The organism is Aminobacter sp. MDW-2 (assembly GCF_014250155.1).
Lineage (GTDB): Bacteria > Pseudomonadota > Alphaproteobacteria > Rhizobiales > Rhizobiaceae > Aminobacter > Aminobacter ciceronei.
The window spans coordinates 4,181,863-4,205,267 of record NZ_CP060197.1; the positions used below are offsets into that span (position 1 = coordinate 4,181,863).

The window sequence follows — 23,405 nt, forward strand, 5'->3', positions numbered from 1 at the left end:
GTGCATTTCACAATCCACGGTGTGTGCATCGGCAGTTGGCAAGGCAAGAACCGCAATGAACTCGCAATGTTGATGGCGCCATATGAGCAAATTGACGCTGTTTTGCACCCTCGAACAACTCGACAGCATGAAGCAGCTTTGGCTGCCGCCGCAAGCTTTGGGAGAATTTCTGATGCCAGTTCAGTCGCCCTTCAAATCCGACGCGGCCAGGGACAGGGTTCTTGACGACTATGATGCACTGCTGGCGCGATGGCCGGTATCTTATGAAAGCCGTTTCATCGATACCGAATTCGGCAAGGCCCATCTCATCGCTTCCGGCAATCCGACGGCGTCTCCGCTGGTGCTGCTGCATGGCGGGGGTGGCAACGCGACGATGTGGTTTCACAACATCACTGCGCTCGCTGCGACGTTCCGCGTCTATGCTCTCGACATCATCGGCGACGTCGGCAGGAGCACAGGCGCGCGACCAGCCTATGCATCGGGCGGCCATGTCCGCTGGCTGGCGCAAGTGCTCGACGGCATCGGTCTTGGACAAACGGCGCTGGCGGGTGCGTCTTTCGGCTCATGGTTGGCCGCCGATTTTGCGCTCAAACACACCCCGAACGCGTGTCAGGACTGGCATTGCTCGCGCCGCCCCATATCGAGCCGCTGCGTTTGAGCTTCATGCTGAGGGCGGTTGTGGCGACCATTGCTCCAACAGACTCCAGGATTCGCAGCTTTTATCGCCTGATCTCATCGCCGCACGCGCCGCAACCGACTGGGCTGGTCATGCAGGATTTCGCGTCACGCGCTGGCAGTCGCAGCGGCAGAGCCCACCGCCGCCGCCAAGGCTGTCAGCAGAGGATCTGCAACGTTTGCCGGCGCGAACCCTGTTCCTGCTGGGGCAAGATGATGCGCTCTACGACGTCAACAAAGCAGCGGCGCGTATCCGCGCCAATGCTCCAGCCTGCAAAGTTTCGCTGCTGGCACAGGCCGGACATACGCTGACAGTGGACAAGCCTCGCGAGGTCAGCGATCTGCTGGTTGCGTTCTTTGCTAGAACTTCAGCACCAGTTGCCCTGTAGCAAGGCGACATCAGAGCCCTGATGACTGCTGCGACCCAGGAACCAGCGCGCATATAGCCGTGATCGCGCGCCCACAATTCACCCTCGCAACGCTGCCCCCGCTTCCTATCTCTAGGCGATGTTTGCTGTCGTCGCCGTGATGTCCTTCGTCTCCCTCGCCGTGCCGCTCGCCTTTTGCTGGCGATTGTGGCGGCTCGACGAGCCCAGCCGACTGGGCTGGCTGCTGGTGCTGGTTGAAAGTGCTGTGCTGGTGACCTTGGTCGTCATCGTGGCGCGATGGGACATTGCCGGGATGTGGAGCCGCATCGCGCTGGTCGGCCTGTTCGCGACAGTGGCTGCGGTCTCGGCCTGGCGACACCTGCGCAAGCCCTGGCTGCCCGCGGACGGCTCCCCGATCTCCAGCAGGCATATCCCGGCATTGGCCTCAGTGGTGGTTTTCGGCACCGCACTCGCCTATGTCATGATCGGTGTTTTCGACCAGCACGATCCGCGCGACTTCACTTTTCCGCTCGAGGGCGGGCACTTCGTGGTCGCGCACGGCGGCACGATCGGCGTGCTCAACCATCACAGCGATCACGCCGCACAACGGCATGCCCTCGACATCACCGCCGTCAACGCACTGGGGTTCCGGGCGTCGGGGCTGCTGCCGGACGATCCCGCGCGTTATGTCGTCTTCGGCAAGACGGTGGTCAGCCCGTGCGAAGGCACGATCCTTGCCGCGGTGGACAGGCTACCCGACCTTGCACCACCGGCGGCCGACCGCGACAATGCCGCCGGCAACCATGTCGTGGTGTCCTGCGGCGATCTCAATGTCGAGCTTGCCCATCTGCGCAAGGGCAGCGTTGCGGTCGCGGCCGGCGACAGGGTCGTTGCCGGCGCTCCGATCGGCCAGGTCGGAAATTCCGGCAACAGCACCGAACCGCATCTGCACGTCCACGCCGTCGATGCGGGCTCCGGCACCGGCGTCCAGATGTCGTTCGATGACACCATCCCGGTGCGCAACACGCTCATCATCAGGTAGAAGGCAACCAGCAGAGGAAATCGTCGCCTCGGCGCGCGGGCAGAACCCTGGCTTGGCGCTCAGCGCACCAACGGCGCAACCGCGTTTTCGATCAGGCGCACAAGGCTGAGCGCAGTCATCTCGGAGGACTTCGGATTGGTCCTCAGCGGCTCGTTCTCCAGTCTCAGATCGAGCTTGCCGAAGGCGCCGGCGGCACTGATCTCGTGGATGTTGCGCGCGGCCGAGGGATCGGCGACCAGCACGACGCGCGTACGGTCCAGGCCGATGCCCGACAAGGCCGAGATGACGGCGACGTTTGCATTCTGCGGAAATGCCTCCGCAGCCTGGCGCGCCGTGCCGGCAAAGAACTCGGTGCGTCTGGCCAGCCTGTCCAGGTCGATCATCTCGGCGGCCCGGGTGCCCTTCCAGGCAAGCGGCGGCTTGACGATCGTGTGCCTGACCTCGTCCAGCGGCAGCGCCGAGGCAGCAGCGAGCGCGCCAAGTTCGCCGAGCGCGCCCGAGGGAACGACGATGCGGCTGCCCGTTTTCTCGGCGACAGCCAGGAGAAGGCCAAGCAGCGCGTCATCGGTGAATGCGCTTGCCGAGGACACGACGAAACTTGACGCATGGCGCAAGGCCGCCTCGCCCCAGATGGCGACCGCCGGGCGGCCGGCCACCTCGATCACCATGTCGACGTCGAGCCCGGCGAGCTCGTCCGGCCCGCCGATCAGGCGCGCACCTTGCGGCAGCGCGGTGCGCTGGCGCTGGGGATCGCGCACGGCAACCGCCACGATCTCCACGCCCGCCGGCTGCCGCTCGGCGAGCAGCTCGCCCACCCGCGAGGCGATCGCCCCCCAACCGACGAAGCACAGCCGCAACCGGCGAGACTCAGAGACCGACATAGCTCTGCACCAGCTCGGCATTGTTGGTCAGGTCCTCGCCGGTGCCGGACCAGACGGTGCGGCCCTTTTCGAGGATATAGTGGCGGTCGGCCAGGCGCTTCAGCACGTTGAGGTTCTTGTCGATCAAAAGGATCGACTGCCCTTCCGCCTTGAGCGCCTCGATGCAGCCCCAGATTTCGGCACGGATGACCGGCGCCAGGCCCTCGGTCGCCTCGTCGAGGATGAGCAGCTTGGGATTGGTCATCAGCGCGCGGCCGACGACAAGCATCTGCTGCTCGCCACCCGACAGGGTTCCGGCAGCCTGCCCGGCGCGCTCCTTCAGCCTTGGAAACAGCGCATAGACGCGTTCCAGCGTCCACGGGTCCTTGCGGCCGAGACGATTGGCGGCGGTGGCAACGAGATTTTCACGGACCGTCAGTGTCGAGAAGGTCTGTCGCCCCTCGGGCACCAGGCCGACGCCGAGCCGGGCGACCGTCTCGGGCGTGGCGCCGCAGACGTCGCGACCGGTGAATCGTACTTCGCCCGACAGCGGCTTGAGCAGCCCCATGATCGACTTGACGGTGGTGGTCTTGCCCATGCCGTTGCGGCCGAGCAGCGTCACCACCTCGCCATCGCCGATCTCGAGCGCGACGTCGAAAAGCACCTGGCTGCGGCCATAGGCCGACTGCAGTCCGGCGACGCTCAGCATAACTCGTCTCCCTCCCCCAGATAGGCAGTGCGAACCTCGGGATTGTCCCTGATTTCGTCGACGGTGCCGGTGGCGATGATGCGGCCATAGACCAGCACCGAGATGCGGTCGGCCAGCGCGAACACCGCCTCCATGTCATGCTCGACGAGCAGCATCGAGACCTGGCTCCTGAGACCCCGCAGCATCTCGATCATCTGCTGGCTCTCGACATGGCCAAGGCCTGCCATCGGCTCGTCGAGCAGCAACAGGCGCGGCTTTGTGGCCAGCGCCACGGCAAGCTCGAGCTGCTTCTGCTCTCCATGCGACAGGTTTGCGACAAGTTCGCCGGCCCGGTCGCCAAGACCGGCAGCATCGAGGAAGCCGCGGGCGCTTTCACCGAGCTGGTGCTCGTGGCGGACGTTGCCCCAGAAGCGGAAGCTGTGGCCCTGCCGCACCTGGACGGCAATGGCGACATTGTCGAGCACGGTGTAGTCGGGCAGCAGGCAGGTGATCTGGAAGGTGCGCGCCAGGCCCATCGACACGCGCCTGGCAGTCGGCAGCGTGGTGATCGGCACACCATCGAGCTCGATCGTGCCCTCGTTCTGCCTGAGCTCGCCCATCAGCTGCGAGATCAGCGTCGTCTTGCCGGCGCCATTGGGGCCGATCAGGGCGTGGATCTCGCCCGGCTTGACGGTCAGGTCGACGTGATCGGTGGCAAGCAGGCCGCCGAAACGCTTGACCATGCCCTGGACGTTGAGGACCGGAGTCATGCGCGCCTCCCGAAAAGCCTGGTGCCCAGCCCCTGGACGCCGCCTTGTGTGTAGAGCACGACGAACAACAGGATCAGGCCGAGGCCGAGCTGCCAGTTCTCCGTCCATGAGGCGAGGATCGATTCGAGCACGATGAACACGGCGGCGCCGAGCAGCGGGCCGAACAGCGTGCCGACGCCGCCGAGGATGACCATCACCATCAGCTCGCCCGACTTGGTCCAGTGAATCATGTCGGGGCTGGCATAACGCAGGAAATTGGCCATCAGCGCGCCGGCAAGGCCGCAGCCCATGCCCGAGATGACGAAGGCCATCAGCTTGTAGCGGTAGGCCGGCAGGCCGGTCGCGGCCATGCGCTTTTCGCTCTGGCGCAGGCCGACGATGACGTTGCCGAAGCGCGAATTGACGATGCGCCACAGGACGAAGAAGAACGCCACCGTGACCGTAAGGCAGACATAATAGACGGTCTGCTTGTCGCGCATGTTGAGGCCCGGCAGTTCGTTGGCCCGGCGGATGATCAGGCCGTCGTCGCCGCCATAGGTTTTCAGCGAGACGAACAGGAAGAACAGCATCTGCGCGAAGGCGAGCGTGATCATGATGAACTGCACGCCGCCGGTGCGCAGAGAAAGTGCGCCGATGAGCGCTGCCATCAGGCCTGATATCACCAGCGCGACCGGAATGGTGATCAACAGCTGGTTGGTGCCGGGGATGAAGCCGAACAGCGGCTCGCCCAGCGAATAATGCTGGTAGAGGATGCCGACGACATAGCCGCCGATGCCGAAGAACGCGGCGTGGCCGAAGCTGACCATACCGCCATAGCCGAGCACGAAATTGAGGCTGGCGGCGGCAATGCCGTAGATCAGCACGCGGGTTGCGAGCGACGTCAGCGCGGCATAGCCGGTTGCGTCGGCGACCGCGGGCAGTGCGATCAGTGCGATCAGCACGCCGGCAAGCAAGGCGGGTCGCTTGAGTGACTTTTCCATGGGCATGTCGGCGCCTGGTTCAGGAATTTCGGATGAACAGGCCCTTCGGCCTGATGAGGAGGACGATCGCCATCAAGAGATAGATGCCCATCGACGAGATGCCGGCGCCGAGCGCATCGGCTTCCGGGCCGACCATGACCTGGCGCAAAAGGCCCGGCAGATAGGCGCGCAGGCCGGTGTCGACGACGCCGAGGATGAGGCTGGCGAAAAAGGCGCCGCGGATCGAGCCGACACCGCCGATGACGACGACGACGAAGGTGGTGATCAGTATCTGCTCACCCATGCCGACCTGGACGGCGAGGATCGGACCGGCCATGAAGCCGGCGAGACCGGCCAGAAGCGCGCCAAGGCCAAAGACCAGCGTGTAGAGCAGACGGATGTCGACGCCGAGCGCGCGCACCATCTCGCGATTGGTCGAGCCGGCGCGGACCAGCATGCCGATGCGGGTCTTGTTGATCAGCAGATAGAGCCCGAGCGCCACCAGCAGGCCGACGGCGATGATCGCCAGGCGGTACACCGGATAGACCAGCCCGGGCAGAAGCTCGACCGACCCGCCGAGCATTTCGGGCATCGACACGAACAGCGGCTGGCGCCCGAACAGGATGGTGATGGTCTGGTTGAAGATCAGGATCAGGCCGAAGGTCGCCAGCACCTGGTCGAGATGGTCGCGCTGGTAAAGCCTGCGCACGACGAGGAATTCGATCGCGGCACCGGTGACGGCTGCGGCCGCAAGCGCTGCCGGAATGCCGAGCCAGAATGAGCCGGTCTCTGCGGCCGCCCATGTGCCGGCATAGGCGCCGATCATGTAGATCGAGCCATGCGCCAGATTGATCACGCCCATGATGCCGAAGATCAGCGTCAGGCCGGCTGCCAGCAGGAAAAGCATGACGCCGAATTGCACGCCATTCAGCATTTGTTCGAGGAAGAGCGTCATCGCCTGTCGCTTCGATTGGAAAAACGGGGAAACTGGCGGACGGCACTGCTGCCGCCCGCCGTCGCGAGCCGATAGAGGTTACAACTTGCACTCGGCGGCATAGGCGTCGCCATGGTCCTTGAGGACCTCGCCGACGGTCTTCAGCATCGGCTTGCCGTCATCGCCCTTCTCGACCTTCAGCGCGTACCAGTTCTGCACCGGGTGCTGGTTGGGGCCGAAGGCGAACTTGCCGCGCACGGATTCGAAGTCGGCCTTGCGCAGGGCATCGCGGAAGGCGTCGGCATCATCGAGGCTGCCGCCGGTGGCCTTCAGCGCCGAGGCGTAAGCCAGGGCGGCATCGTAGCCTTGCGATGCGTAATAGGTGACGGGACGGTCGTAGGCCTTGTTCCAGGCGTCCATGAACTTCTTGTTGGCGGCGTTGTCGAAGTCCGCGTTCCAGTGGCTGGTCACGTTGAGGCCGATGGCGGCATCGCCAACGGCGGCAAGAGTGACGCCATCCATCGACGGCTCGGCCACGACCATCGGGATTTCCTTCATCAGGCCCGACTGCTCGTACTGGCGCAGGAAGGTGATGCCGAGGCCGCCGGGGTGGAACTGGAACACCACGTCCGGCTTGGCGGCGCGAACCTGCGCGAGTTCAGCGGCGAAATCGGTCTGGTCGAGGCGGGTGTAGATTTCGCCCGCGATCTCGCCCTTGAAGTAACGCTTGAAGCCGGCGATGGCATCCTTGCCGGCCTGGTAGTTCGGGGCCAGCACGAAGGCCTTCTTGTAGCCGAGATTGGTGGCGTTCTGGCCGGCGCTCTCATGCAGGCTGTCGTTCTGCCAGGAGACGACGAAATAGTTCGGGTTGCACTCCTTGCCGGCCATGTTCGACGGCGCGGCGTTGGGGCTGACATAGAAGGCGTCGTTGTCGACGATGTCGGGAACGGTGGCGCCGGCGACATTGGAGAAGACGATGCCGGTGAACAGCTTGATGCCTTGCTCGCCCATGAAGCGCTCGGCGATCTGCTTGCCCTGGCCGGGCTTCAGCCCGTCATCCTCGACAACCAGCTCGACCGGCACGCCACCAAGCTTGCCCTCCTCCAGCGCCAGCATGAAGCCGTCGCGGATGTCCTGGCCGAGATAACCGGCAGGGCCTGACAGCGTGGTGATCATGCCAATCTTGACGGGATCGGCAGCCATTGCCGGAAACGTCGCAAAGGCTGCGATCGATGCGGCAAGAAGTGTTGTCCTCACGTTCATCCTCAGTTCTCCTCTGATCGGCGCATTTCAGCGCGCATTGTTGATTGCCAGGTCGGTCGCAAGCCGGTCGGTTGCCTCGATGTCGAGAGGCACGAACAGGAACGAAGCCGCCTCTGCCTTGAGCCGGCCGAAGACAGGGGCGGGAAAGTGGTAGGGCGCAAGCACGGTCGCGTTGGCGGCGGCCTCGGTGAGCAGGCCGATCCGCGTCGTCCGCGCCTCGACCGGATCCTCACAGAAGTTGCAGACGATGCCGTCGTCACCGAGCTGCAACGGATGATGCACGGCGTCGGCCAGGAACAGCACCTCGCACTCTTCAGTGTCGAGCGCGACCACCACCATGCCGGGCGAATGTCCCGGCGCCGGCTTCAGCCGCAGGCCTGCCGCCACCTCGGCGTCCGAAGCCACCGCCTCGAAGCCGACCGACCGGATGATGGGCAACACGCTATCCGCGAAGGCGCCATGCAGCGTATTGCCGTCGACCGAGGCCTCGTGGACCTTGGTCCAGTGGGTTAGTTCGGTCTGGGCGACGACGTAGCGCGCATTTGGAAAGGTCGGCCGCCAGGTTTCGCCTTCCCGCCTCGTGTTCCAGCCGACATGGTCGGCGTGCAGATGCGTGTTGATGACGATGTCGACGCGCTCGGGCGAAATGCCGAGCGCAGACAAGGTCTGGAGGAACTGGGTTTCGCGGCGATGCCAGGCCGGCCGGTGCGGCCGCTCCTTGCCGTCACCGATGCCGCCGTCGATCAGCGCGACGTAATCAGACGTCTCGACGACATAGCAGTTGAAGCTGAGCGCCACTGTCTCGGCTTCCGGATCGACAGTGCCTGCGGGCGAGCGCCTGGCAGCGGCTTCCAGATCCTCGCGGGAAAGCCCCGCGAAGATCGCCTTTGCCGGCCAGGCGACATTGGCCATGTCGGGAATGCAGGTCACCGTGACTGGACCAGCGTGAAGCTGTTCCAGTTCGATGCCAAGTTCACCTATGCGCTGACGCGTGACCTTCATGCCGCAAGCCGCCTCAAAGGTCGCATTCGCCGGCGAACGGATCGCCATGCGCGCTCATCAGCTTCTTGCGGGTCTTGAGAGTCATCTCGCCGGCGGCGTCCTTGACCACCTGCATGGCGTACCAGTCCTGAACCGGATGCTGGTTCTTGCCGAAGCTGAAGCTGCCGCGTGTAGTTTTGAACTCGGTCTTGAGCAGCGCCGCACGGAAGGCCTCGATGTCCTCGACATCGCCTTCCGTCTGCTTGAGCGCCGAGGCGATGGCGAGCGCCGTATCATAGCCCTGCGCCGCATACATGGTCGGCGTGCGCTTGTAGGTGTCTGCGAACTTGGCGACGAACTCGCGATTGGTCTCGTTGTCCAAGTCGGTGTTCCATGAACCCGATACGTTCAAACCTGCAGCCGCCTCACCCACGGCCTTGAGGATGGCGTGGTCCATCGACGGCTCGGCAATGACCATTGGCACGGCACCGAGCAAACCCGACTGCTGGTATTGACGCAGGAAGGCGATACCCAGGCCGCCAGGCTGGAACTGGAACACAACGTCCGGATTAACCGCCTTGATCTGCGCCATCTCGGCGGCAAAGTCAGTCTGGTCGAGACGCGTATAGATCTCACCCGAAATCTCGCCCTTGAAGTAGCGCTTGAAACCGGCGATGGCGTCCTTGCCGGCCTGATAGTTGGGTGCCAGCACGAAGGCCTTGGTGTAGCCGAGATCGGTGGCATTCTGGCCTGCACTGCCCTGCATCGTGTCGGTCAGCCACGAGAGAACGAAGTAGTTGGGGTGGCATCCCTTGCCGGCGAATTCGGACGGGCCCGCATTGGGGCTGACGAAGATCGCGTCAGCGTCGACGATCTCGGGCACCGTCGCACCAGCTACGTTCGAGAAGACGATGCCGGTGAACAGCTTCACGCCCTCGTCGTTCAGAAACTTGTCGGCGATCTGCCGGCCATTTCCTGGCTTGAGGCCATCGTCCTCCACCAGCACGGTGACAGGCACACCACCAAGCTTGCCGCCTTCCATGTCGATCGCCAGCTGAAAACCGTCGCGCACGTCCTGGCCGAGATAGCCAGCCGGTCCGGAAAGCGTCGTGATCATACCGATCTTGACCGGGTCTTGTGCAAGTGCCCCCGGGGCGAAAAGCGACGCAGCCGCGAAGGCCATGAGCGAAGACTTCAGTTTCATGCCTGGATCCTGAGCTGGAGCGGCCCACTCCTGGGCGAACCGTTGTGACAATGCGGTCGGATTAGAGCTTCACCCAGCCTTCCGGCGGGGTCTTGCCCGGATGCAGCGCGCCGCATTGCGGGCAGGTGCGCGCCTTCTCGTCGGCGTAGAACGCCTGATAGATCGGCGGCAGGTCGCGGACGATGCTCTTCAGCGTGACCTCGACGCGCTTGACCAGCCCGTTGCACTCGAAGCAGTACCATTCGAAGGCGTCGAGCAGGCCGTCATTGCGCTTGGGCTCGACGACCAGGCCTATGGAGCCTTCCTGCGGACGCTGCGGCGAGTGGCGCACATGCGGCGGCAGCAGGAAAATCTCGCCCTCGCGGATCGGCACGTCGTAGAAATTGCCGTTGTCCACCACCTTGAGCATCATGTCGCCCTTGAGCTGGTAGAAGAACTCCTCGACCGGATCGTCGTGATAGTCGGTGCGCTTGTTGGGGCCGCCGACGACAGTCACCATCAGGTCGGCGTCTTCCCAGATCTGCTGGTTGCCGACCGGCGGCTTGAGCAGGTGGGCGTGCTCGTCGATCCACTTCGAGAAGCTGAAGGCCGAAAGGCGTCTGGTCATTGTCGTTCCTCCTTTGGGTCGGCGCGCGAGCGTCGGATTGATCGGTCAGGCTGAAGTCTTCAGCCCACATGCCTCGAAGGCGGCGCGGGTGGCGCGCTTTTCGTCCTCGGTCAGTTCGAGCAGCGGCGGACGCACGCGTCCACCTGCCTGCCCCAGAAGCTCCTGCCAGTACTTCTGGTGCGAATGCGGCTTCTCGGCCGGGCGCGTGTTCTTGAGTGCTGCGCGCACCGGGTCGAGGCTGTCGCGGATGCGGCGTGCTTCCTCGGCTTTGCCTGACAAGGCAAGGTCGGTGTATTCGCGCATGCGCCTGTCGTGCTTGGTCTGGATCAGATAAGGCGGCGACGAGCAGAGATAGAGCTGCCAGTTGAGCTCGAGGATGTTGTCCAGCCACTCCTCCTCTGAGGCGGTGCTGACGAGGATGCGGTCGCCGGCAAGCCGGGTCAGTTCGGAATACATCGGCCGCGGCACCGAATACTTGATGGCGACCACGTTCTCGATGTCGGCGAGCTTGTTGCACAGTTCGGGGCTCATCAGATAGCCGCTGTCGGGATGGCTCCAGAGGGCTATGCCGATGTCCACCTTGTCGGCGATGGTGCGATAGTAGTTGAGCAGCGTCTCGTCCTGCTCCTTGAAGAAATGCAGGATCGGCGCGTGCACGACGATGTAGTCGGCGCCGCATTTCTGGGCGTGCTTGGCGAGGTCGATGACGACGTCCATGTTCTGGTCGGAGCAGGACATGATGGTCTGGGCGCGGCCGGCGCAGGCGTCGACGGCGAGGTCGAAGCAACGCTTGCGCTCGTCGAGCGACATCGAGAAGAACTCGCCCTGCTTGCCGGCAATGAAGAAGCCGTCAATACCGAGGTCGCCGATCCAGTGATCGACATTGCTGCGGAAACCGTCCTCGTCGATCGAGAGGTCGTCCTTGAACGGCATCAGGGCGGCAGCCCAGATGCCCTTCATCGTCGCCCTCGAATGGGCCTTGGCGGTCTTCTTGTCGTACTTCATCGAATGCGAACCTTTACGAGGCGATTGCGGGCTTCGGCTAGATTGCCATGCGGTGCGAAACGTTCTTGATCACGGTGTAGTGCAGGATGCCTTCGGCGCCGCCTTCGCGACCGAAACCGCTCTCCTTGACACCGCCGAACGGCGTCTCGGCGACCGAGGCCTCCAGCGTGTTGATCGAGACGTTGCCGGCTTCCAGATCGTCGGTGATCTGGTCGACATTGGCGGCCGAATTGGTGAAGGCGTAGGCGGCGAGGCCGAAAGGCACGCCATTGGCCTTCTCGATCGCCTCTTCGAGCGAGGAGACGGGATTGATCACCGCCAGCGGGCCGAACGGCTCCTCGCGCATGACACGGGCATCGCCGGGCAGATCGGCGAGGACCGTCGGCGGATAGAAATAACCGCTGTTGCGCGGCCGCTCGCCGCCGAGCAGAAGCTTGGCGCCCTTCGAGACGGCGTCGGCGACCAGCATTTCCATCGCCTCGACGCGGCGATGGTTGGCCACCGGGCCCATTTCGACACCCTCTTCCAGTCCGTTGCCGACCTTGACGGCGCGGGCGCGCTCGATGAAGGCCTCGGTGAACGGCTTGTAGACGCTCTCATGGACGAAGAACCGCGTCGGCGAGGTGCAGACCTGGCCGGAATTGCGCACCTTTCGGATGGCCGAGGCAATGCCGGCCTTCACCGGATCGGCGTCGTCGCAGACGATGACAGGGGCGTGGCCGCCGAGCTCCATCAGCGTCGGCTTGACATAACGGGACGCAAGGCCGGTCAGCGTCCTGCCGACGGCGGTCGAGCCGGTGAAGGCAATCAGGCGCACCTGCTCCTGCGGGATGAGATATTCGGAAATCTGCGCCGGAATGCCGAAGACGAGGTTGAGCACGCCAGCCGGCAGGCCAGCATCATGGAAGGCGCGTGCGATGTGCAGGCAGCCTGCCGGGGTCTCCTCGGCGGCCTTGATGATGATCGAGCAGCCGGCGGCCAGGGCGCCGGCGATCTTGCGCGCCGGCTGGCTCATCGGGAAATTCCATGGCGAGAACGCCGCCACAGTGCCGATCGGCTGGTGATGGACGATGTAGCGGATGCCCGGTTCGCTCGGGATAACGCGACCATAGGTGCGCTGCGCTTCGCCGGCATCCCATTCGAAGAACTCGGCGCCGCGAATGACTTCGAGGCGCGCCTGCTGGAACGGCTTGCCGTGCTCGCGGGTGATGTCGGTGGCAACCTCGTTGATGCGCTCGCGCAGAAGTGCAGCCGCCTTGCGCAGCACCTCGGCGCGGCGGGCGGGCGAGGTCTTGCGCCAGACGGCAAAACCGCGCTCGGCGGCTTCGAGCGCAGCGTCGAGATCTCCGGTGGATGCGACGGGAACAGCGCCGATCACGCTCTCGTCAGCCGGGTTGATGACAGGCAGCGTTTCCGCCGTCCGCCGCCAGGCGCCGCCGATGTAAAGCTGGAGATCGGGGTAGTTGGACATCGGGCGCCTCGGCTTCGCAATTGGCATCAGTTCGACGGTTCCGGGCAGCGGCCCGTGCGTCTTGGTGCCAACATCGACGGAAACCATTATATCGACAAGATGGATTTATCTGATAAATTAAGACTGTTTTCTGTATAAGTTTGCGACGCAAGAGGCCGGCCGCCGGAGCCGTGCGCGGAGACATCAGTGAAGATCACCATCAAGCAGATCCAGCAGTTCCTGGCGGTCGCCGAGCTCGGCAGCTTTTCGCGCGCCTCGAAGCGGCTGGGCACGGCGCAGCCGGCGCTGTCGCAGGCAATCCGCGATCTCGAGGCGGAACTGTCGGTGCGCCTGTTCGACCGCACCACGCGGCGGGTCGAGCTGACCGATGCCGGCCGCGAGTTCCAGAACTCTGCAACCAAGGTGATCGAGGAACTGGAGCATGCGGTGGAAGGCGTGCACATGCTGGCCGAACGCCGGCGCGGACGCCTGCGCATTGCCGCGCCGCCGCTGCTCGCCTCGGTGGTGCTGCCGCAGGCGATTGCCGAGTTCCAGAAGAGCTATCCCGGCATATCGGTGCAACTTGCCGACGTCGGCACCGAGCAGATTGTCGACAGCGTGCGCAGCGGCCAGGCCGATTGCGGCCTCGGCACCTTTTCTCCGGCCGAGGACGGCATAGAAAGGCTGTCTTTGGTGCGCGACAGCCTGATGCTGTTCTGCGACCACCGCAGTCCGTTCTTTGGCGCGGAGACGGTCAGATGGGCGGCCCTGGCGGACCAGCCGCTGATCACGCTGACGCGCGACAGCGGCATCCGGCTCTTGGTCGAGGTCGGCTTCGAGATGGCGCAGATGCCGTTCAAGCCGGCCTTCGAGGTGACGCAGGTGACGACGGCCATCGCGCTTGTCGAAGCCGGCCTCGGCATCGCCGTTCTGCCCACCTATGCGCTGGCGGCGGCGCGGTTCAGGAAGGTCGCCGGCAAGCCCTTGGCCGAACCGACCATCTCGCGCGAGGTGTCGCTGATCCACGCCACCGGGCGCTCGGTGTCGCCTGCCGTCTCGGCCTTTGCCAGTGTCGTGCGCCGCTACGCGCAGCAATTGACGCCGCGCGACGCCAGCTAAGGCTCAGCCCTTGATCAGGCGGAGCAAGGCCTGAGACAGGACCGTGTCCTCCGAGGCAAGGTCGAGCAGGACATCGAAATGATTTCGGCCGGGGATTTCCATCAGCTCGGAGGCAAAACCAGCCTCGCGCCACATCTGGTCATATGCGGTCGATTGCCGCCGGAAGCCGTCGGGCTCGCCATCGGCATAGGCAACGACGATCGGGCAGCCGACCCTGGGCAGGTTGGCGGCGGGGCTCAGCCGTTTCACCGCCGCGTCGTCCAGCTTGATCCAGTCCTGCACGAAGGATCTCGAGATCGGCGCGAGCTGGAACAGGCCGCTGATCGGCAGCGCGCCCTTGATGACGTTCTCCGGCACACCTGCCTCGTCATGCCAGCCGCGCGAGAGCACCGCTCCGGTCAGATGTCCGCCGGCCGAGCTGCCGCCGACATGGATGCGTGCAGGATCGATGCCGAACGCACGGCCATTCTTCCACAGGAAGCTGATCGCCGCCCTGACCTCGCGCACGATCTCGTCGAGCGACGCCTCGGGCGCCAGCCGGTAATCGACCACGGCGGTGGCGATGCCGTTCGTCGCCAGCATATCAGCCATGAAGGCGGAATCGTGCTTGGAGAGCATGCGCCAGTAGCCGCCATGGATGAACACGAACACCGGCCGCGCCTCGCCTGAGGTGCCGTAGATGTCGATCGTCTGGCCGCTCTCTTCGTCGTAGACGACGTCGAGATGCGTGGCATGGTCCCGCATCTCCTCGGAACGGCTTCGGTAGTCACGCATTGCCGCCTCGAAGACCTCGGGCGTCACGGACGCCCGCGCGCCATAGTCGCGGTCGAGGACGTCACGCGGCCAGTTGGCTTCTTCGGCAAGCACGCTCATGCACACCTCCTGTCAGGCGACGAAGGCACGGATGGTGTCGGCCACCACCTTGGGCTGCTCGAGCGTAGGGAAGTGCGTTCTCCCGGGCAGCTTGTTGGGCTTGTACCAGTCGTTGCCGGCAGCGAAATCGAGCTGCGCCTCAGCATATTCCGGCTCGAAAGGCTGCGAATAGATGTGGGTGATCGGACGCTTGTCCTTCAGTGCCGCCATGCGCTGCATCGGGTTGCCCCATTTGCGGTAGGCCTTGCCGATCTCGCGGCCGGACCGCGCCCACATTTCGAAGCTATATTTGGCCATCTCGTTGTTGACGTGATTGACGATGTCCTGGTTCTCGGTGTCGCCGATCCAGTAGTTGAAGAAATCGCCGCGGCCGTTTTCCCAGTTGGTGCGATCCTGGATGTGGTCGATCATACGGAAGAAGTCTTCGTTCGGCGTGGTCTGGATCCAGTCGATGACGACGGTGCGCGGGATGCGCGCCACATCAAGACGATCGGTCACCTCGATATTGGCCCAGCCGCCATGCGAGGTCGACACCGGCACCAGCCTGTCGATGTTCATCTTGTCGAGGAAGGCTGCGACGTCGGACGCCTGGTCGTCGACGGTGAAGTCGCCGTCATGCTCGCGATGCTCGCCATGGCCGCGCCAGTCCAGGCGGATGACGCGATGGGCCTTGGCGAGTTCGGGCGCCAGCGTCTTGAACAGGCGGTGGTCCTGGCACCAGCCCGACAGCAACAAGAGAACCTCGCCCTCGCCTGCCTCGTCGTAGGACAGCGTGTTGGCGCCGATCTGGATGGATTTCATCTGAAGTCTCCGAAGTCTGGGGCGCACAGCACCCGATGTTTGCTGGTCAGGCGAGCGGCTCGGTGGCGGTCGGCTGATAACGCGCCGTCTTCATGCGCTCGGCGCCGAGTTCGCGGCTCTTGCCGGTGATCTTCATCACCTCGGAGCGCAATTCGTCGGGCCAGAAATTCATGTCGCCGAGCCGCTCGGCGGTGTCTTGCGTATGTTCGGTGATCGGGCGTTCGCGCTCTTCCCAGGCAGCAAGCGCCTGCTCGATGTCGGGCGCATCGGCCACGGCGGCGGCAAGCCCGAGGCCGTTCATCAGGGCGCAACCGCCGCCCTGGCCGAGATATGGCGGCATGGCGTGTGCTGCGTCACCCAGGATCGCCGTGCGGCCCTTGCTCCACTTCTTGAGCTTGACCACCTCGAAGGCGTCCCAGCGGCCGGCATCGCCGAAGCGCGAGACCAGATGGGCGAGATGCGGGAAGGATTGGGTCCACAGCGCGCGGTCGGCCGGAACCTTGAGCGCTGCCGCATCGTCGGCGGCGCAGCACAGCGCGACATAGAGATCGGTGGCGCTGGCCGGCGTGTAGAGTATGCGGCGGGTGCCGGTGAAATATTCGATGTAGCGGTCGCGGTCCTCTGCCGGCACGTCGGCGTCGTCGCGGCCGATCAGCATGCGGATGGCGCCATAGCCGAGATGCTTGCGGTACATCATCAGGTCGAGCGAGTCGCGCAGCTTCGAGTTGATGCCGTCGGCGCCGACGACGAGGTCGGCCTTGCGTCGCGTGCCGTCGGCGAGCAGCAGCTCGCCCTCCGGCGTCGCGCCGACCGCTTCCGAATTGGTCAGGATCTCGACGCCGCTGCGGCGGCAGGTATCGACCAGTGAATTGATGAGCTGCTCGCGCAGGATGGTGATCAGCCTGGCGTCGCCCTGGCCGTTGATGGGGATTTCCTCCATCGTCGTGTTGTCATGGTCACGGGTGTGGAACTGCGGGCCGATATGGGCGCCGACGACGGCCTGGTCATAAGCGCCGATGGCCTTCAACACGCGCAGGCCGTTGCTCCAGATGTAGATGCCGGCGCCAAAGGTGCGCAGGTTCGGCGCGCGCTCGTGCACCGTCACCGACCAGCCGCGCTGGGCGAGTGCGGCAGCCGTGGTGAGCCCGCCAATTCCAGCGCCTGCGATCTCCGCATGGCGCCTGGTTCCGGTTTTGTCGGTCATGTCTGGATTGTCCTCCCCGTGCGGCAGATCCTGCCGACGTCTGGGGCCTGGCCGCAATGGGGCGCCTCAGGCCGAAAATGCCTCCGCGCGCTGGCAACGCCTTGCGCCGCCAACGCCTCCTCCAGCCAAGTTTCCAGCGATTGGACATTCAGACAAGTGAATTCTCTGGAAATTCCTATGAGGATTTGGAATATCAATCTGGCATAACGACTTGAAAGTGAGGCTCCGATGAAACTCGTCACCAGCCGTCTCACCATCCGCCATTTGCGCATGGTCGTGGCGATCGTCGAAGAGGGCAATCTGGTGCGCGCCGCCAAGCGGCTGAACATGACCCAGTCGGCGGTGACCAAGGCGCTGCAGGAAATCGAGGCGCTGACCAAGGCGAGGCTGTTCGACCGCACCAATCGCGGCGTCGTGCCAACGATGTTCGGCGACACGCTGGCCGAGCACGCGCGCCTCGTCATCACCCAGTTGGCGCATGCCGAAGAGCATCTCGCCGACCTGCGCGACGGCACCGGCGGCCGCGTCGCCATCGGCACCTTGCTGTCGGCCTCGGCCGAATTGCTGCCGACGGCCATCGCCCGGCTGCGCAAGGAACGGCCCAAGCTGGTGGTCAAGATCGTCGAGGGCACCAACGACGTGCTGATCCCGGCCTTGCGCGCCGGCGAGCTGGACATGGTGGTCGGGCGCCTGTCCGAGCAGCGCGACCGGCTGAATGTCGTGCAGGAGACGCTGATGGACGACATTGCCTGTGTCGTCGCGCGCCGCGGTCATCCGCTGGCCGAGCGCAGCGCGCTCAGCCTCGCCGACCTGATTGGCTGGGAGTGGATCCTGCCGCCACAGGAAACCAGCCTGCGCCGCCAGATCGACATCGCCTTTCGCGAGGAAGGCCTCGAGCCGCCGTCGCATGCGGTGGATTCCGTTTCGCTTCTGACCAATCGGGCGCTTTTGATCGATGCCGACTATCTCGGCGTGTTCCCCGCCCAGGTGGCGCGCCGCGAGGCTGCCGCCGGCGCCATCGTCATCCTGCCGGTGACCTTGCGCGCCACGGCCATGCCGATGGGCATCACCACCCGGACCAATGCGCGGCTGTCGCCGGCGGCCGAAGTGCTGGTGGAGACGCTGCGCCGCACCGCCGCCGACCTGGCGCGCCATGACGTATAAGTAATCGCTGGACGATTGATATTCCCAGACGTCATGGCTGGATGACGAGTTTTCCATTTACCGGAATGCTGGTTGGGCCAAGCTTGGGCGATTGGACAACACTGCGGAGGAGCAGCTGTTGCCTGCGGTTTCTGCCCGACGACGACCGGCGAGCTGATGCGCCGGCGACGGGCAGCGTCCGCCTGCCCTGCTGCCCCTCCCTTTGAAGCGTCCACTGCGACGGCCGGCACAGCCCGCGATCGAGGATTGCGGAGGCTTTGCCCGAGCGGTCGGGAATTTTGGGGAAGAGGAATAATCTGATGCATTTCAAGGGAATCTTGTCGGCCGCCGTCCTGGCTTTGTCGGTCAGTGCGGCCTATGCCGAGGACCCGCTCAAGATCGGCATGATCACGACGCTTTCGGGTCCCGCCGGCTATCTCGGCCAGGACATCCGCGACGGCTTCCAGCTCGCCATCGATGCCAACCAGGGCCAGCTCGGCGGCAAGGCGGTCGAACTGGTGGTCGAGGACGACAGCCTGAAGCCGGGCAATGCCAAGCAGATCGCCGACAAGATGCTGTCCGAGCAGGGCATCAAGCTGTTCACCGGCATGGTGTTCGCCAACGTCGCCTTCGCCGCCCTGCCCGACATTCTCGACGGCGACGCGATCTATGTCAGCGCCAACACCGCATCCGCCACCTTCGCCGGCAAGGAATGCCACCCGAACTATTTCGTCAGTTCGTGGCAGGACGACAGCCAGGGCGAAAGCGCCGGCGCCCTTGCCCAGTCGCTCGGTTACAAGAAGGCCTTCCTGATCGCGCCGAACTACCAGGCCGGCAAGGAAACGATGGGCGCCTTCAAGCGCTTCTACAAGGGCGAGGTCGTCGGCGAGACCTACACCGGCCTCGACCAGACCGACTTCGCCGCCGAGATGGCGCAGATCCGAGCCGCCAAACCCGACGTCGTCTACGAGTTCGAGCCGGGCGGCCTCGGCATCGCCTTCATGCGCCAGTACCAGCAGGCCGGCCTGCTCAAGGACATCCCGATGGTCGTCCATCCGGCGTCCCTCGACCAGGTCATCGTCGGTGCCGTCGGCGACGCCGCGCTCGGCGTGAAGGTCACCAGCCACTGGAACGACGACTTCGACAATCCTGTGAACAAGGACTTCGTCACGGCCTGGAAGGCCAAGTTCGGCGACCGTCCGATCACCTACTACGCCGCCCAGGGCTATGACGCGGCACTTCTGATCGGCACCGGCCTGGAAAAGTCTGATGTCGACGACCTGCCGGCCTTCCGCAAGGCGCTGCTGACGTCTGAAATCCCGTCGGTCCGCGGTTCGTTCAAGTTCGGCCCCAACCAGCATCCGGTGCAGGACTGGTATTCGCTCAAGGCGGAAAAGGGCGCTGACGGCAAGATGGTGCTCAAGACCGAGAGCAAGGTGCTGACGGCGCACAGCGACAGCTACGCCGCCGACTGCAAGATGCCGACGGACTGATCGACAAAGGAGACACGCGTCCCGGGGCGGGTGGTCCCGGGACGCGCACTCGACCAAGATGCGCGACGGGGCCTGCAGCCCCGGCAGCAGTGGCCAGGCTCTCCGCTGAGCGACTGGCCTCAGGCAGTTGCAGCGTGGCTGCCGACGTAGAAGACCTCTCGGCCAAGCAAAGCGATGTCCTTGGTATCGATGCTGCTTTCGGGGCTGTTCAGCATTTCCCCACACACGCGTCAGCTTCTTGTCAGCCCGGCGAGACAGCTTTACCCATCGTCACGCGGTAATCCCCTTCGGCATGTGGATTTTCTTGGCTTTGCAGGCCAATAACCATCAAACACTTGATGTGATGAAGGTCGGCGGCAGGCAATTGGGTGTTGACCTTTGGTCCATCTGGCTTTCCGATTGCAGCCGGAAATCGACGAAGGGCAAGATGCTGAAGACACCAGGGGCGGACAAGGAAGGTGCAGCTGAGCGTCGTGCGATCAGCGCGGATCTGATTGCGGTGCTCGTCGCGGCCCCCAACGGAAATCCTGTCGTGCTCACCGTCAAGGAGGGCACCACCCTGCCCTCGGGCCCATTCGCGCTTGGCCATCGTTCGCTGCAATCGGGACTGCGCGACTGGGTGGAGCAGCAGACCGGCCACCCGCTTGGATACATCGAGCAGCTCTACACCTTCGCCGACCGCGACCGCAGCATCGAGGAAGCCACCCGTCGGGTGATTTCGATCAGCTATCTCGGCCTGACGCGCGAAGAGCCCTCGCACCGCACGCCGCCGGGCAGCTGGCGCAACTGGTACGAATTCTTCCCCTGGGAAGACCACCGTACGGGCGCGCCCGCAATTATCGACGACATCATCGTGCCGCGCCTGCGTCAGTGGGCTGATGCTGCCGAGCAACAGGACAAGCGGCAGAACCGGCTGCGCCGCGCCGCCGGCGCTTTCGGCTTCGACGACCGTCACTGGAACGAAGAGCTGGTGCTGCAGCGCTACGAGTTGCTGTTCGAGGCAGGTCTGGTCGAAGAGGCGGTGCGCGCGAAAGGCGACACGAATGCCCCTGCCGTGCCGGGCCGGACCATGACCGGCGATCACAGGCGAATCCTCGCCACCGGCATCGGCCGCCTCCGGACCAAGATCAAATATCGCCCCGTCGTGTTCGAGCTGATGCCGCCGGCCTTCACGCTGCTGCAGTTGCAGCGCGCGGTCGAAGCACTGGCAGGCGTTACCGTGCACAAGCAGAATTTCCGCCGCCTTATCGAGCAGCAGGACCTGGTCGAGGAAACCGGCGAAATGAGCGCCGACACCGGTGGACGCCCGGCGAAACTGTTCCGTTTCCGCCACGCCGTGCTCGACGAACGTCTGGTCGCCGGCACCAAATAGCCAATTCGCGGCTTGACAGAGCTTATGCTCATGCTAAGCATATGCCCCAATTATACTCAGTTCGAGCATAATAGGAGCAACGATGTCTGGCATGACCCCTTCCGCCGCCTCGCTCTATGACCGCGTCCAGCGCGTCATTCCCGCCATCGAGTGGCCGGTCTTTTCCGATGACATCGACGCCATCCTGCGCCTCAAACGCGAGCGCAACGCCGTCATCCTGGCGCACAACTACCAGACACCGGAAATTTTCCATTGTGTCGCCGACATCGTCGGCGACAGCCTGGCGCTTGCGCGCAAAGCGATGGAGGTAGAGGCCGACGTCATCGTGCTCGCCGGCGTGCATTTCATGGCCGAGACCGCCAAGCTGCTGAACCCGTCCAAGACGGTGCTGATCCCCGACATGGGCGCCGGCTGCTCGCTGGCCGATTCGATCACGCCCGAAGACATCCGCCTGCTGCGCCAGCGTTATCCCGGCGTGCCTGTTGTCACCTATGTCAACACGTCGGCCGCGGTGAAGGCGGAATCGGACATCTGCTGCACTTCGGGCAATGCCAAGGCGGTAGTGGAATCGCTCGGCGTGCCGCGCGTGCTGATGCTGCCCGACGAATATCTGGCGCAGAACATCGCCGCCCAGACCGACGTCGAGATCATTGCCTGGAAAGGCCATTGCGAGGTGCATGAGCGCTTCACGCCCGAAGACATCCGCGAGATGCGCGCCGCCCATCCCGGCGTTACCGTGCTGGCCCACCCGGAATGCCCGCCCGAGGTCGTTGCCGAAGCCGATTTCGCCGGCTCGACGGCCGCGATGTCCGACTATGTCGGCCGTGAGAAGCCGGCCCGCGTCGTCCTGGTGACGGAATGCTCGATGAGCGACAACGTCGCCGTCGACCATCCCGACGTCGAGTTCATCCGGCCGTGCAATCTGTGCCCGCACATGAAGCTGATCACGCTCGGCAATATCCGCTCCGCCCTCGAACGCAACCAACACGCCGTGACCATCGACCCGGCCGTCGCCGAGCGCGCCCGCCTCGCCGTCGAACGGATGCTTGCGGTATGACCGACGTCGCCCGCCTGGCCGGACGCCCCGTCATCATCGGCGGCGGGCTCGCCGGCCTGATGACGGCGCTCGAGCTGGCGCCGGAGCCGGTCGTGTTGCTGTCCGCAGCCCCGCTGGGCAGCGACGCCTCGAGCGCGATCGCGCAAGGCGGGCTCGCGGCGGCAATGGGCAACGACGACTCGCCGGAACTGCATCTCGCCGACACGCTGGCTGCCGGCGACGGCCTGTGCGACGAGGCAATCGTCCGCAGGATCGTCGAGGCGGCGCCACGGGCCATCGACAGGCTCGCCGCGCTGGGCGTCGCCTTCGATCGCGATGCCGGCGGCACCCTGCAGCTTGGGCTCGAAGCCGCCCATGCGCGCAGGCGCATCGTGCACGCGGCAGGGGCGGCGACCGGACGCGAACTGATGCGCGCGCTTGTGACCGCTGTCCGCAACACCGCGTCGATATCAGTCGTGGAAGGCTTCGCGGCGCGCCGGCTGCTCGTCGAAAACGGTGTCATCGCAGGCGTTCTCGCCGCCGGCGGCACCGGCAGCATGGCGCTCGCCACCGGCCGCGTCGTGCTCGCCACGGGCGGGGTCGGCGCATTGTTTCGCGACACGACGAACCCGCTCGGCTGCTTCGGCCAGGGCCTGGCGCTCGCAGCGCGCGCAGGCGCAGCATTTGCCGACCTCGAATTCGTCCAGTTCCACCCGACCGCGCTCGACGGCGTGCTGCGGCCGATGCGGCTGGTCAGCGAGGCGGTGCGCGGCGAAGGCGCTGTACTGATCGACGAAACCGGACGGCGCTTCCTCGCCGAGCTGCCGGGCGCCGAGCTTGCCACGCGCGATGCGGTTGCGCGCGGCGTCCATCGCCATCTCGCCCGCGGCCACCGGGTGTTTCTCGACGCCCGGGCCTGCCTCGGCGCAGGTTTTGCCGACCGCTTTCCGACGATTGCGGGCTACTGCAACGACGCCGGGATCGACCCCGCGCGCGAGCCGATCCCGGTGCGTCCCGCCGCGCATTATCACATGGGCGGCGTGGCGGTGGACCGCGAAGGCCGCAGCACCGTGCCTGGCCTGTGGGCCTGCGGCGAGGTCGCCTCATCCGGGTTGCATGGCGCCAACCGGCTGGCCAGCAACTCGCTGACCGAAGCCGTCGTCGTGGCCGGCTGGGTGGCACGCAGCGTCGCCGCCTCCGCCGATACGCACCATGTGGCAAACGCCTTGCCGCCGGTGCCTGTACGCCCCGATCCGGCTTTTGCATGCGACATCGTCTCGTCCTCGCTGGGCGTCTTGCGCGACGGCGAAAGCCTGCGCGAGGCAGTTGCGGCACTGCTACCGATTGCCAGCGGCAATTCGCCGGCAGCCGATCCCGCCGCCGTGGCGCTGATGATGGCCGTCTCGGCGCTCGGCCGCGAGGAAAGCCGCGGCGCCCATAGCCGCAGCGACTTCCCCCTGCGCAGCGCCGCGGCGCGCCGATCGCGCATCACGCTCGACGCGGCACAGCAGGCCGCGGCCTCGCTCGATTTCTTGCCCATTGCCCGGAGCGCCTGACG

At 64.9% G+C, this 23,405-nt stretch carries 23 protein-coding genes; 9 read left to right on the forward strand and 14 right to left on the reverse strand.

Annotated features, from left to right (window positions below):
* Positions 1-172: 172 nt before the first annotated feature.
* The 3 genes from H5P29_RS20665 to H5P29_RS20675 all read left to right on the forward strand — a co-directional run bounded on the left by H5P29_RS20665 (position 173) and on the right by H5P29_RS20675 (position 2,085).
* The gene (locus H5P29_RS20665) at positions 173-658 is read left to right on the forward strand and encodes an alpha/beta fold hydrolase (protein ID WP_185910149.1); all 486 of its coding nucleotides are present in this window, start codon (positions 173-175) and stop codon (positions 656-658) included.
* A 196-nt stretch (positions 659-854) separates the two neighbouring features.
* The gene (locus H5P29_RS20670) at positions 855-1,064 is read left to right on the forward strand and encodes an alpha/beta fold hydrolase (protein WP_154385544.1); all 210 of its coding nucleotides are present in this window, start codon (positions 855-857) and stop codon (positions 1,062-1,064) included.
* Between the two features lie 139 nt (positions 1,065-1,203).
* Positions 1,204-2,085, forward strand: coding sequence for a M23 family metallopeptidase (locus H5P29_RS20675; protein ID WP_185910150.1), 882 nt, complete (start codon positions 1,204-1,206; stop codon positions 2,083-2,085).
* 59 nt (positions 2,086-2,144) lie between these two features.
* Here the strand turns inward: H5P29_RS20675 and H5P29_RS20680 are convergent, their stop codons facing one another.
* The 11 genes from H5P29_RS20680 to H5P29_RS20730 all read right to left on the reverse strand — a co-directional run bounded on the left by H5P29_RS20680 (position 2,145) and on the right by H5P29_RS20730 (position 12,827).
* Positions 2,145-2,966: an aspartate dehydrogenase gene (locus H5P29_RS20680; RefSeq protein WP_154385546.1), complete on the reverse strand. Its 822-nt coding sequence runs from the start codon at positions 2,964-2,966 to the stop codon at positions 2,145-2,147.
* Positions 2,953-3,654 (reverse strand): ABC transporter ATP-binding protein, encoded by a 702-nt coding sequence (locus H5P29_RS20685; RefSeq protein WP_154385547.1) that lies wholly within the window; start codon positions 3,652-3,654, stop codon positions 2,953-2,955. The genes H5P29_RS20680 and H5P29_RS20685 overlap by 14 nt, the downstream gene beginning before the upstream one ends.
* Positions 3,648-4,403 (reverse strand): ABC transporter ATP-binding protein, encoded by a 756-nt coding sequence (locus H5P29_RS20690; protein WP_154385548.1) that lies wholly within the window; start codon positions 4,401-4,403, stop codon positions 3,648-3,650. The genes H5P29_RS20685 and H5P29_RS20690 overlap by 7 nt, the downstream gene beginning before the upstream one ends.
* Entirely contained in the window at positions 4,400-5,383 is a 984-nt protein-coding gene (locus H5P29_RS20695; RefSeq protein ID WP_154385549.1) for a branched-chain amino acid ABC transporter permease, read from the reverse strand. The genes H5P29_RS20690 and H5P29_RS20695 overlap by 4 nt, the downstream gene beginning before the upstream one ends.
* A gap of 19 nt (positions 5,384-5,402) precedes the next feature.
* Positions 5,403-6,317 (reverse strand): branched-chain amino acid ABC transporter permease, encoded by a 915-nt coding sequence (locus tag H5P29_RS20700; RefSeq protein WP_067962766.1) that lies wholly within the window; start codon positions 6,315-6,317, stop codon positions 5,403-5,405.
* A 78-nt stretch (positions 6,318-6,395) separates the two neighbouring features.
* Positions 6,396-7,559 carry an ABC transporter substrate-binding protein gene (locus tag H5P29_RS20705; protein WP_154385550.1) on the reverse strand — a complete coding sequence of 388 codons (1,164 nt, stop codon included), beginning with the start codon at positions 7,557-7,559 and terminating at the stop codon, positions 6,396-6,398.
* A gap of 27 nt (positions 7,560-7,586) precedes the next feature.
* Positions 7,587-8,609 (reverse strand): MBL fold metallo-hydrolase, encoded by a 1,023-nt coding sequence (locus tag H5P29_RS20710; RefSeq protein ID WP_154385551.1) that lies wholly within the window; start codon positions 8,607-8,609, stop codon positions 7,587-7,589.
* On the reverse strand, positions 8,575-9,744 hold the full coding sequence (locus H5P29_RS20715; RefSeq protein ID WP_067962776.1) for an ABC transporter substrate-binding protein: 1,170 nt from the start codon (positions 9,742-9,744) through the stop codon (positions 8,575-8,577). Before H5P29_RS20715 ends, H5P29_RS20710 begins: the two co-directional genes overlap by 35 nt.
* Positions 9,745-9,805: 61 nt before the next feature.
* The gene (locus H5P29_RS20720) at positions 9,806-10,351 is read right to left on the reverse strand and encodes a 3-hydroxyanthranilate 3,4-dioxygenase (protein WP_067962779.1); all 546 of its coding nucleotides are present in this window, start codon (positions 10,349-10,351) and stop codon (positions 9,806-9,808) included.
* A gap of 45 nt (positions 10,352-10,396) precedes the next feature.
* The gene (locus H5P29_RS20725; protein ID WP_154385552.1) at positions 10,397-11,356 is read right to left on the reverse strand and encodes a dihydrodipicolinate synthase family protein; all 960 of its coding nucleotides are present in this window, start codon (positions 11,354-11,356) and stop codon (positions 10,397-10,399) included.
* Between the two features lie 37 nt (positions 11,357-11,393).
* Positions 11,394-12,827, reverse strand: coding sequence for an NAD-dependent succinate-semialdehyde dehydrogenase (locus H5P29_RS20730; RefSeq protein WP_154385553.1), 1,434 nt, complete (start codon positions 12,825-12,827; stop codon positions 11,394-11,396).
* 186 nt (positions 12,828-13,013) lie between these two features.
* Between H5P29_RS20730 and H5P29_RS20735 the strand changes: the two genes are divergently transcribed.
* Positions 13,014-13,925, forward strand: coding sequence for a LysR family transcriptional regulator (locus H5P29_RS20735; protein ID WP_067962785.1), 912 nt, complete (start codon positions 13,014-13,016; stop codon positions 13,923-13,925).
* Between the two features lie 3 nt (positions 13,926-13,928).
* On the opposite strand, the gene H5P29_RS20740 is transcribed toward H5P29_RS20735, so the two are convergent.
* Genes H5P29_RS20740 through H5P29_RS20750 form a run of 3 tightly spaced genes read right to left on the reverse strand, consistent with a single transcriptional unit; the run spans position 13,929 to position 16,803 of the window.
* On the reverse strand, positions 13,929-14,798 hold the full coding sequence (locus H5P29_RS20740; protein ID WP_154385554.1) for an alpha/beta hydrolase: 870 nt from the start codon (positions 14,796-14,798) through the stop codon (positions 13,929-13,931).
* Positions 14,799-14,810: 12 nt separating this feature from the next.
* Positions 14,811-15,599, reverse strand: coding sequence for an alpha/beta fold hydrolase (locus H5P29_RS20745; protein ID WP_154385555.1), 789 nt, complete (start codon positions 15,597-15,599; stop codon positions 14,811-14,813).
* A gap of 46 nt (positions 15,600-15,645) precedes the next feature.
* Positions 15,646-16,803, reverse strand: a complete 1,158-nt coding sequence (locus H5P29_RS20750) for an NAD(P)/FAD-dependent oxidoreductase (protein WP_154385556.1) — start codon at positions 16,801-16,803, stop codon at positions 15,646-15,648.
* Between the two features lie 228 nt (positions 16,804-17,031).
* Between H5P29_RS20750 and H5P29_RS20755 the strand changes: the two genes are divergently transcribed.
* The 5 genes from H5P29_RS20755 (at position 17,032) to H5P29_RS20775 (ending at position 23,403) form a co-directional block, all read left to right on the forward strand.
* Positions 17,032-17,967, forward strand: a complete 936-nt coding sequence (locus H5P29_RS20755; RefSeq protein WP_067962799.1) for a LysR family transcriptional regulator — start codon at positions 17,032-17,034, stop codon at positions 17,965-17,967.
* A gap of 299 nt (positions 17,968-18,266) precedes the next feature.
* Positions 18,267-19,439: an ABC transporter substrate-binding protein gene (locus H5P29_RS20760; protein WP_067962802.1), complete on the forward strand. Its 1,173-nt coding sequence runs from the start codon at positions 18,267-18,269 to the stop codon at positions 19,437-19,439.
* 427 nt (positions 19,440-19,866) lie between these two features.
* A complete protein-coding gene (locus H5P29_RS20765) occupies positions 19,867-20,811 on the forward strand; it encodes a hypothetical protein (RefSeq protein ID WP_067966686.1) in 945 nt (314 codons plus the stop codon).
* An 82-nt stretch (positions 20,812-20,893) separates the two neighbouring features.
* Positions 20,894-21,868 (forward strand): quinolinate synthase NadA, encoded by a 975-nt coding sequence (nadA, locus tag H5P29_RS20770; protein ID WP_067962805.1) that lies wholly within the window; start codon positions 20,894-20,896, stop codon positions 21,866-21,868.
* The gene (locus tag H5P29_RS20775) at positions 21,865-23,403 is read left to right on the forward strand and encodes an L-aspartate oxidase (RefSeq protein WP_067962809.1); all 1,539 of its coding nucleotides are present in this window, start codon (positions 21,865-21,867) and stop codon (positions 23,401-23,403) included. The genes nadA and H5P29_RS20775 overlap by 4 nt, the downstream gene beginning before the upstream one ends.
* Positions 23,404-23,405: the final 2 nt, after the last annotated feature.

Bases quoted from the DNA above. Each gene is read 5' to 3' on its own strand.
- H5P29_RS20665 (WP_185910149.1), top strand. From the start codon at position 173: ATGCCAGTTCAGTCGCCCTTCAAATCCGACGCGGCCAGGGACAGGGTT.
- H5P29_RS20675 (WP_185910150.1), top strand. From the start codon at position 1,204: ATGTCCTTCGTCTCCCTCGCCGTGCCGCTCGCCTTTTGCTGGCGATTG.
- H5P29_RS20680 (WP_154385546.1), bottom strand. From the start codon at position 2,966: ATGTCGGTCTCTGAGTCTCGCCGGTTGCGGCTGTGCTTCGTCGGTTGG.
- H5P29_RS20685 (WP_154385547.1), bottom strand. From the start codon at position 3,654: ATGCTGAGCGTCGCCGGACTGCAGTCGGCCTATGGCCGCAGCCAGGTG.
- H5P29_RS20690 (WP_154385548.1), bottom strand. From the start codon at position 4,403: ATGACTCCGGTCCTCAACGTCCAGGGCATGGTCAAGCGTTTCGGCGGC.
- H5P29_RS20695 (WP_154385549.1), bottom strand. From the start codon at position 5,383: ATGGAAAAGTCACTCAAGCGACCCGCCTTGCTTGCCGGCGTGCTGATC.
- H5P29_RS20700 (WP_067962766.1), bottom strand. From the start codon at position 6,317: ATGACGCTCTTCCTCGAACAAATGCTGAATGGCGTGCAATTCGGCGTC.
- H5P29_RS20705 (WP_154385550.1), bottom strand. From the start codon at position 7,559: ATGAACGTGAGGACAACACTTCTTGCCGCATCGATCGCAGCCTTTGCG.
- H5P29_RS20710 (WP_154385551.1), bottom strand. From the start codon at position 8,609: ATGGCGATCCGTTCGCCGGCGAATGCGACCTTTGAGGCGGCTTGCGGC.
- H5P29_RS20715 (WP_067962776.1), bottom strand. From the start codon at position 9,744: ATGAAACTGAAGTCTTCGCTCATGGCCTTCGCGGCTGCGTCGCTTTTC.
- H5P29_RS20720 (WP_067962779.1), bottom strand. From the start codon at position 10,351: ATGACCAGACGCCTTTCGGCCTTCAGCTTCTCGAAGTGGATCGACGAG.
- H5P29_RS20725 (WP_154385552.1), bottom strand. From the start codon at position 11,356: ATGAAGTACGACAAGAAGACCGCCAAGGCCCATTCGAGGGCGACGATG.
- H5P29_RS20730 (WP_154385553.1), bottom strand. From the start codon at position 12,827: ATGTCCAACTACCCCGATCTCCAGCTTTACATCGGCGGCGCCTGGCGG.
- H5P29_RS20740 (WP_154385554.1), bottom strand. From the start codon at position 14,798: ATGAGCGTGCTTGCCGAAGAAGCCAACTGGCCGCGTGACGTCCTCGAC.
- H5P29_RS20745 (WP_154385555.1), bottom strand. From the start codon at position 15,599: ATGAAATCCATCCAGATCGGCGCCAACACGCTGTCCTACGACGAGGCA.
- H5P29_RS20750 (WP_154385556.1), bottom strand. From the start codon at position 16,803: ATGACCGACAAAACCGGAACCAGGCGCCATGCGGAGATCGCAGGCGCT.
- H5P29_RS20755 (WP_067962799.1), top strand. From the start codon at position 17,032: ATGAAACTCGTCACCAGCCGTCTCACCATCCGCCATTTGCGCATGGTC.
- H5P29_RS20760 (WP_067962802.1), top strand. From the start codon at position 18,267: ATGCATTTCAAGGGAATCTTGTCGGCCGCCGTCCTGGCTTTGTCGGTC.
- H5P29_RS20765 (WP_067966686.1), top strand. From the start codon at position 19,867: ATGCTGAAGACACCAGGGGCGGACAAGGAAGGTGCAGCTGAGCGTCGT.
- nadA (WP_067962805.1), top strand. From the start codon at position 20,894: ATGTCTGGCATGACCCCTTCCGCCGCCTCGCTCTATGACCGCGTCCAG.
- H5P29_RS20775 (WP_067962809.1), top strand. From the start codon at position 21,865: ATGACCGACGTCGCCCGCCTGGCCGGACGCCCCGTCATCATCGGCGGC.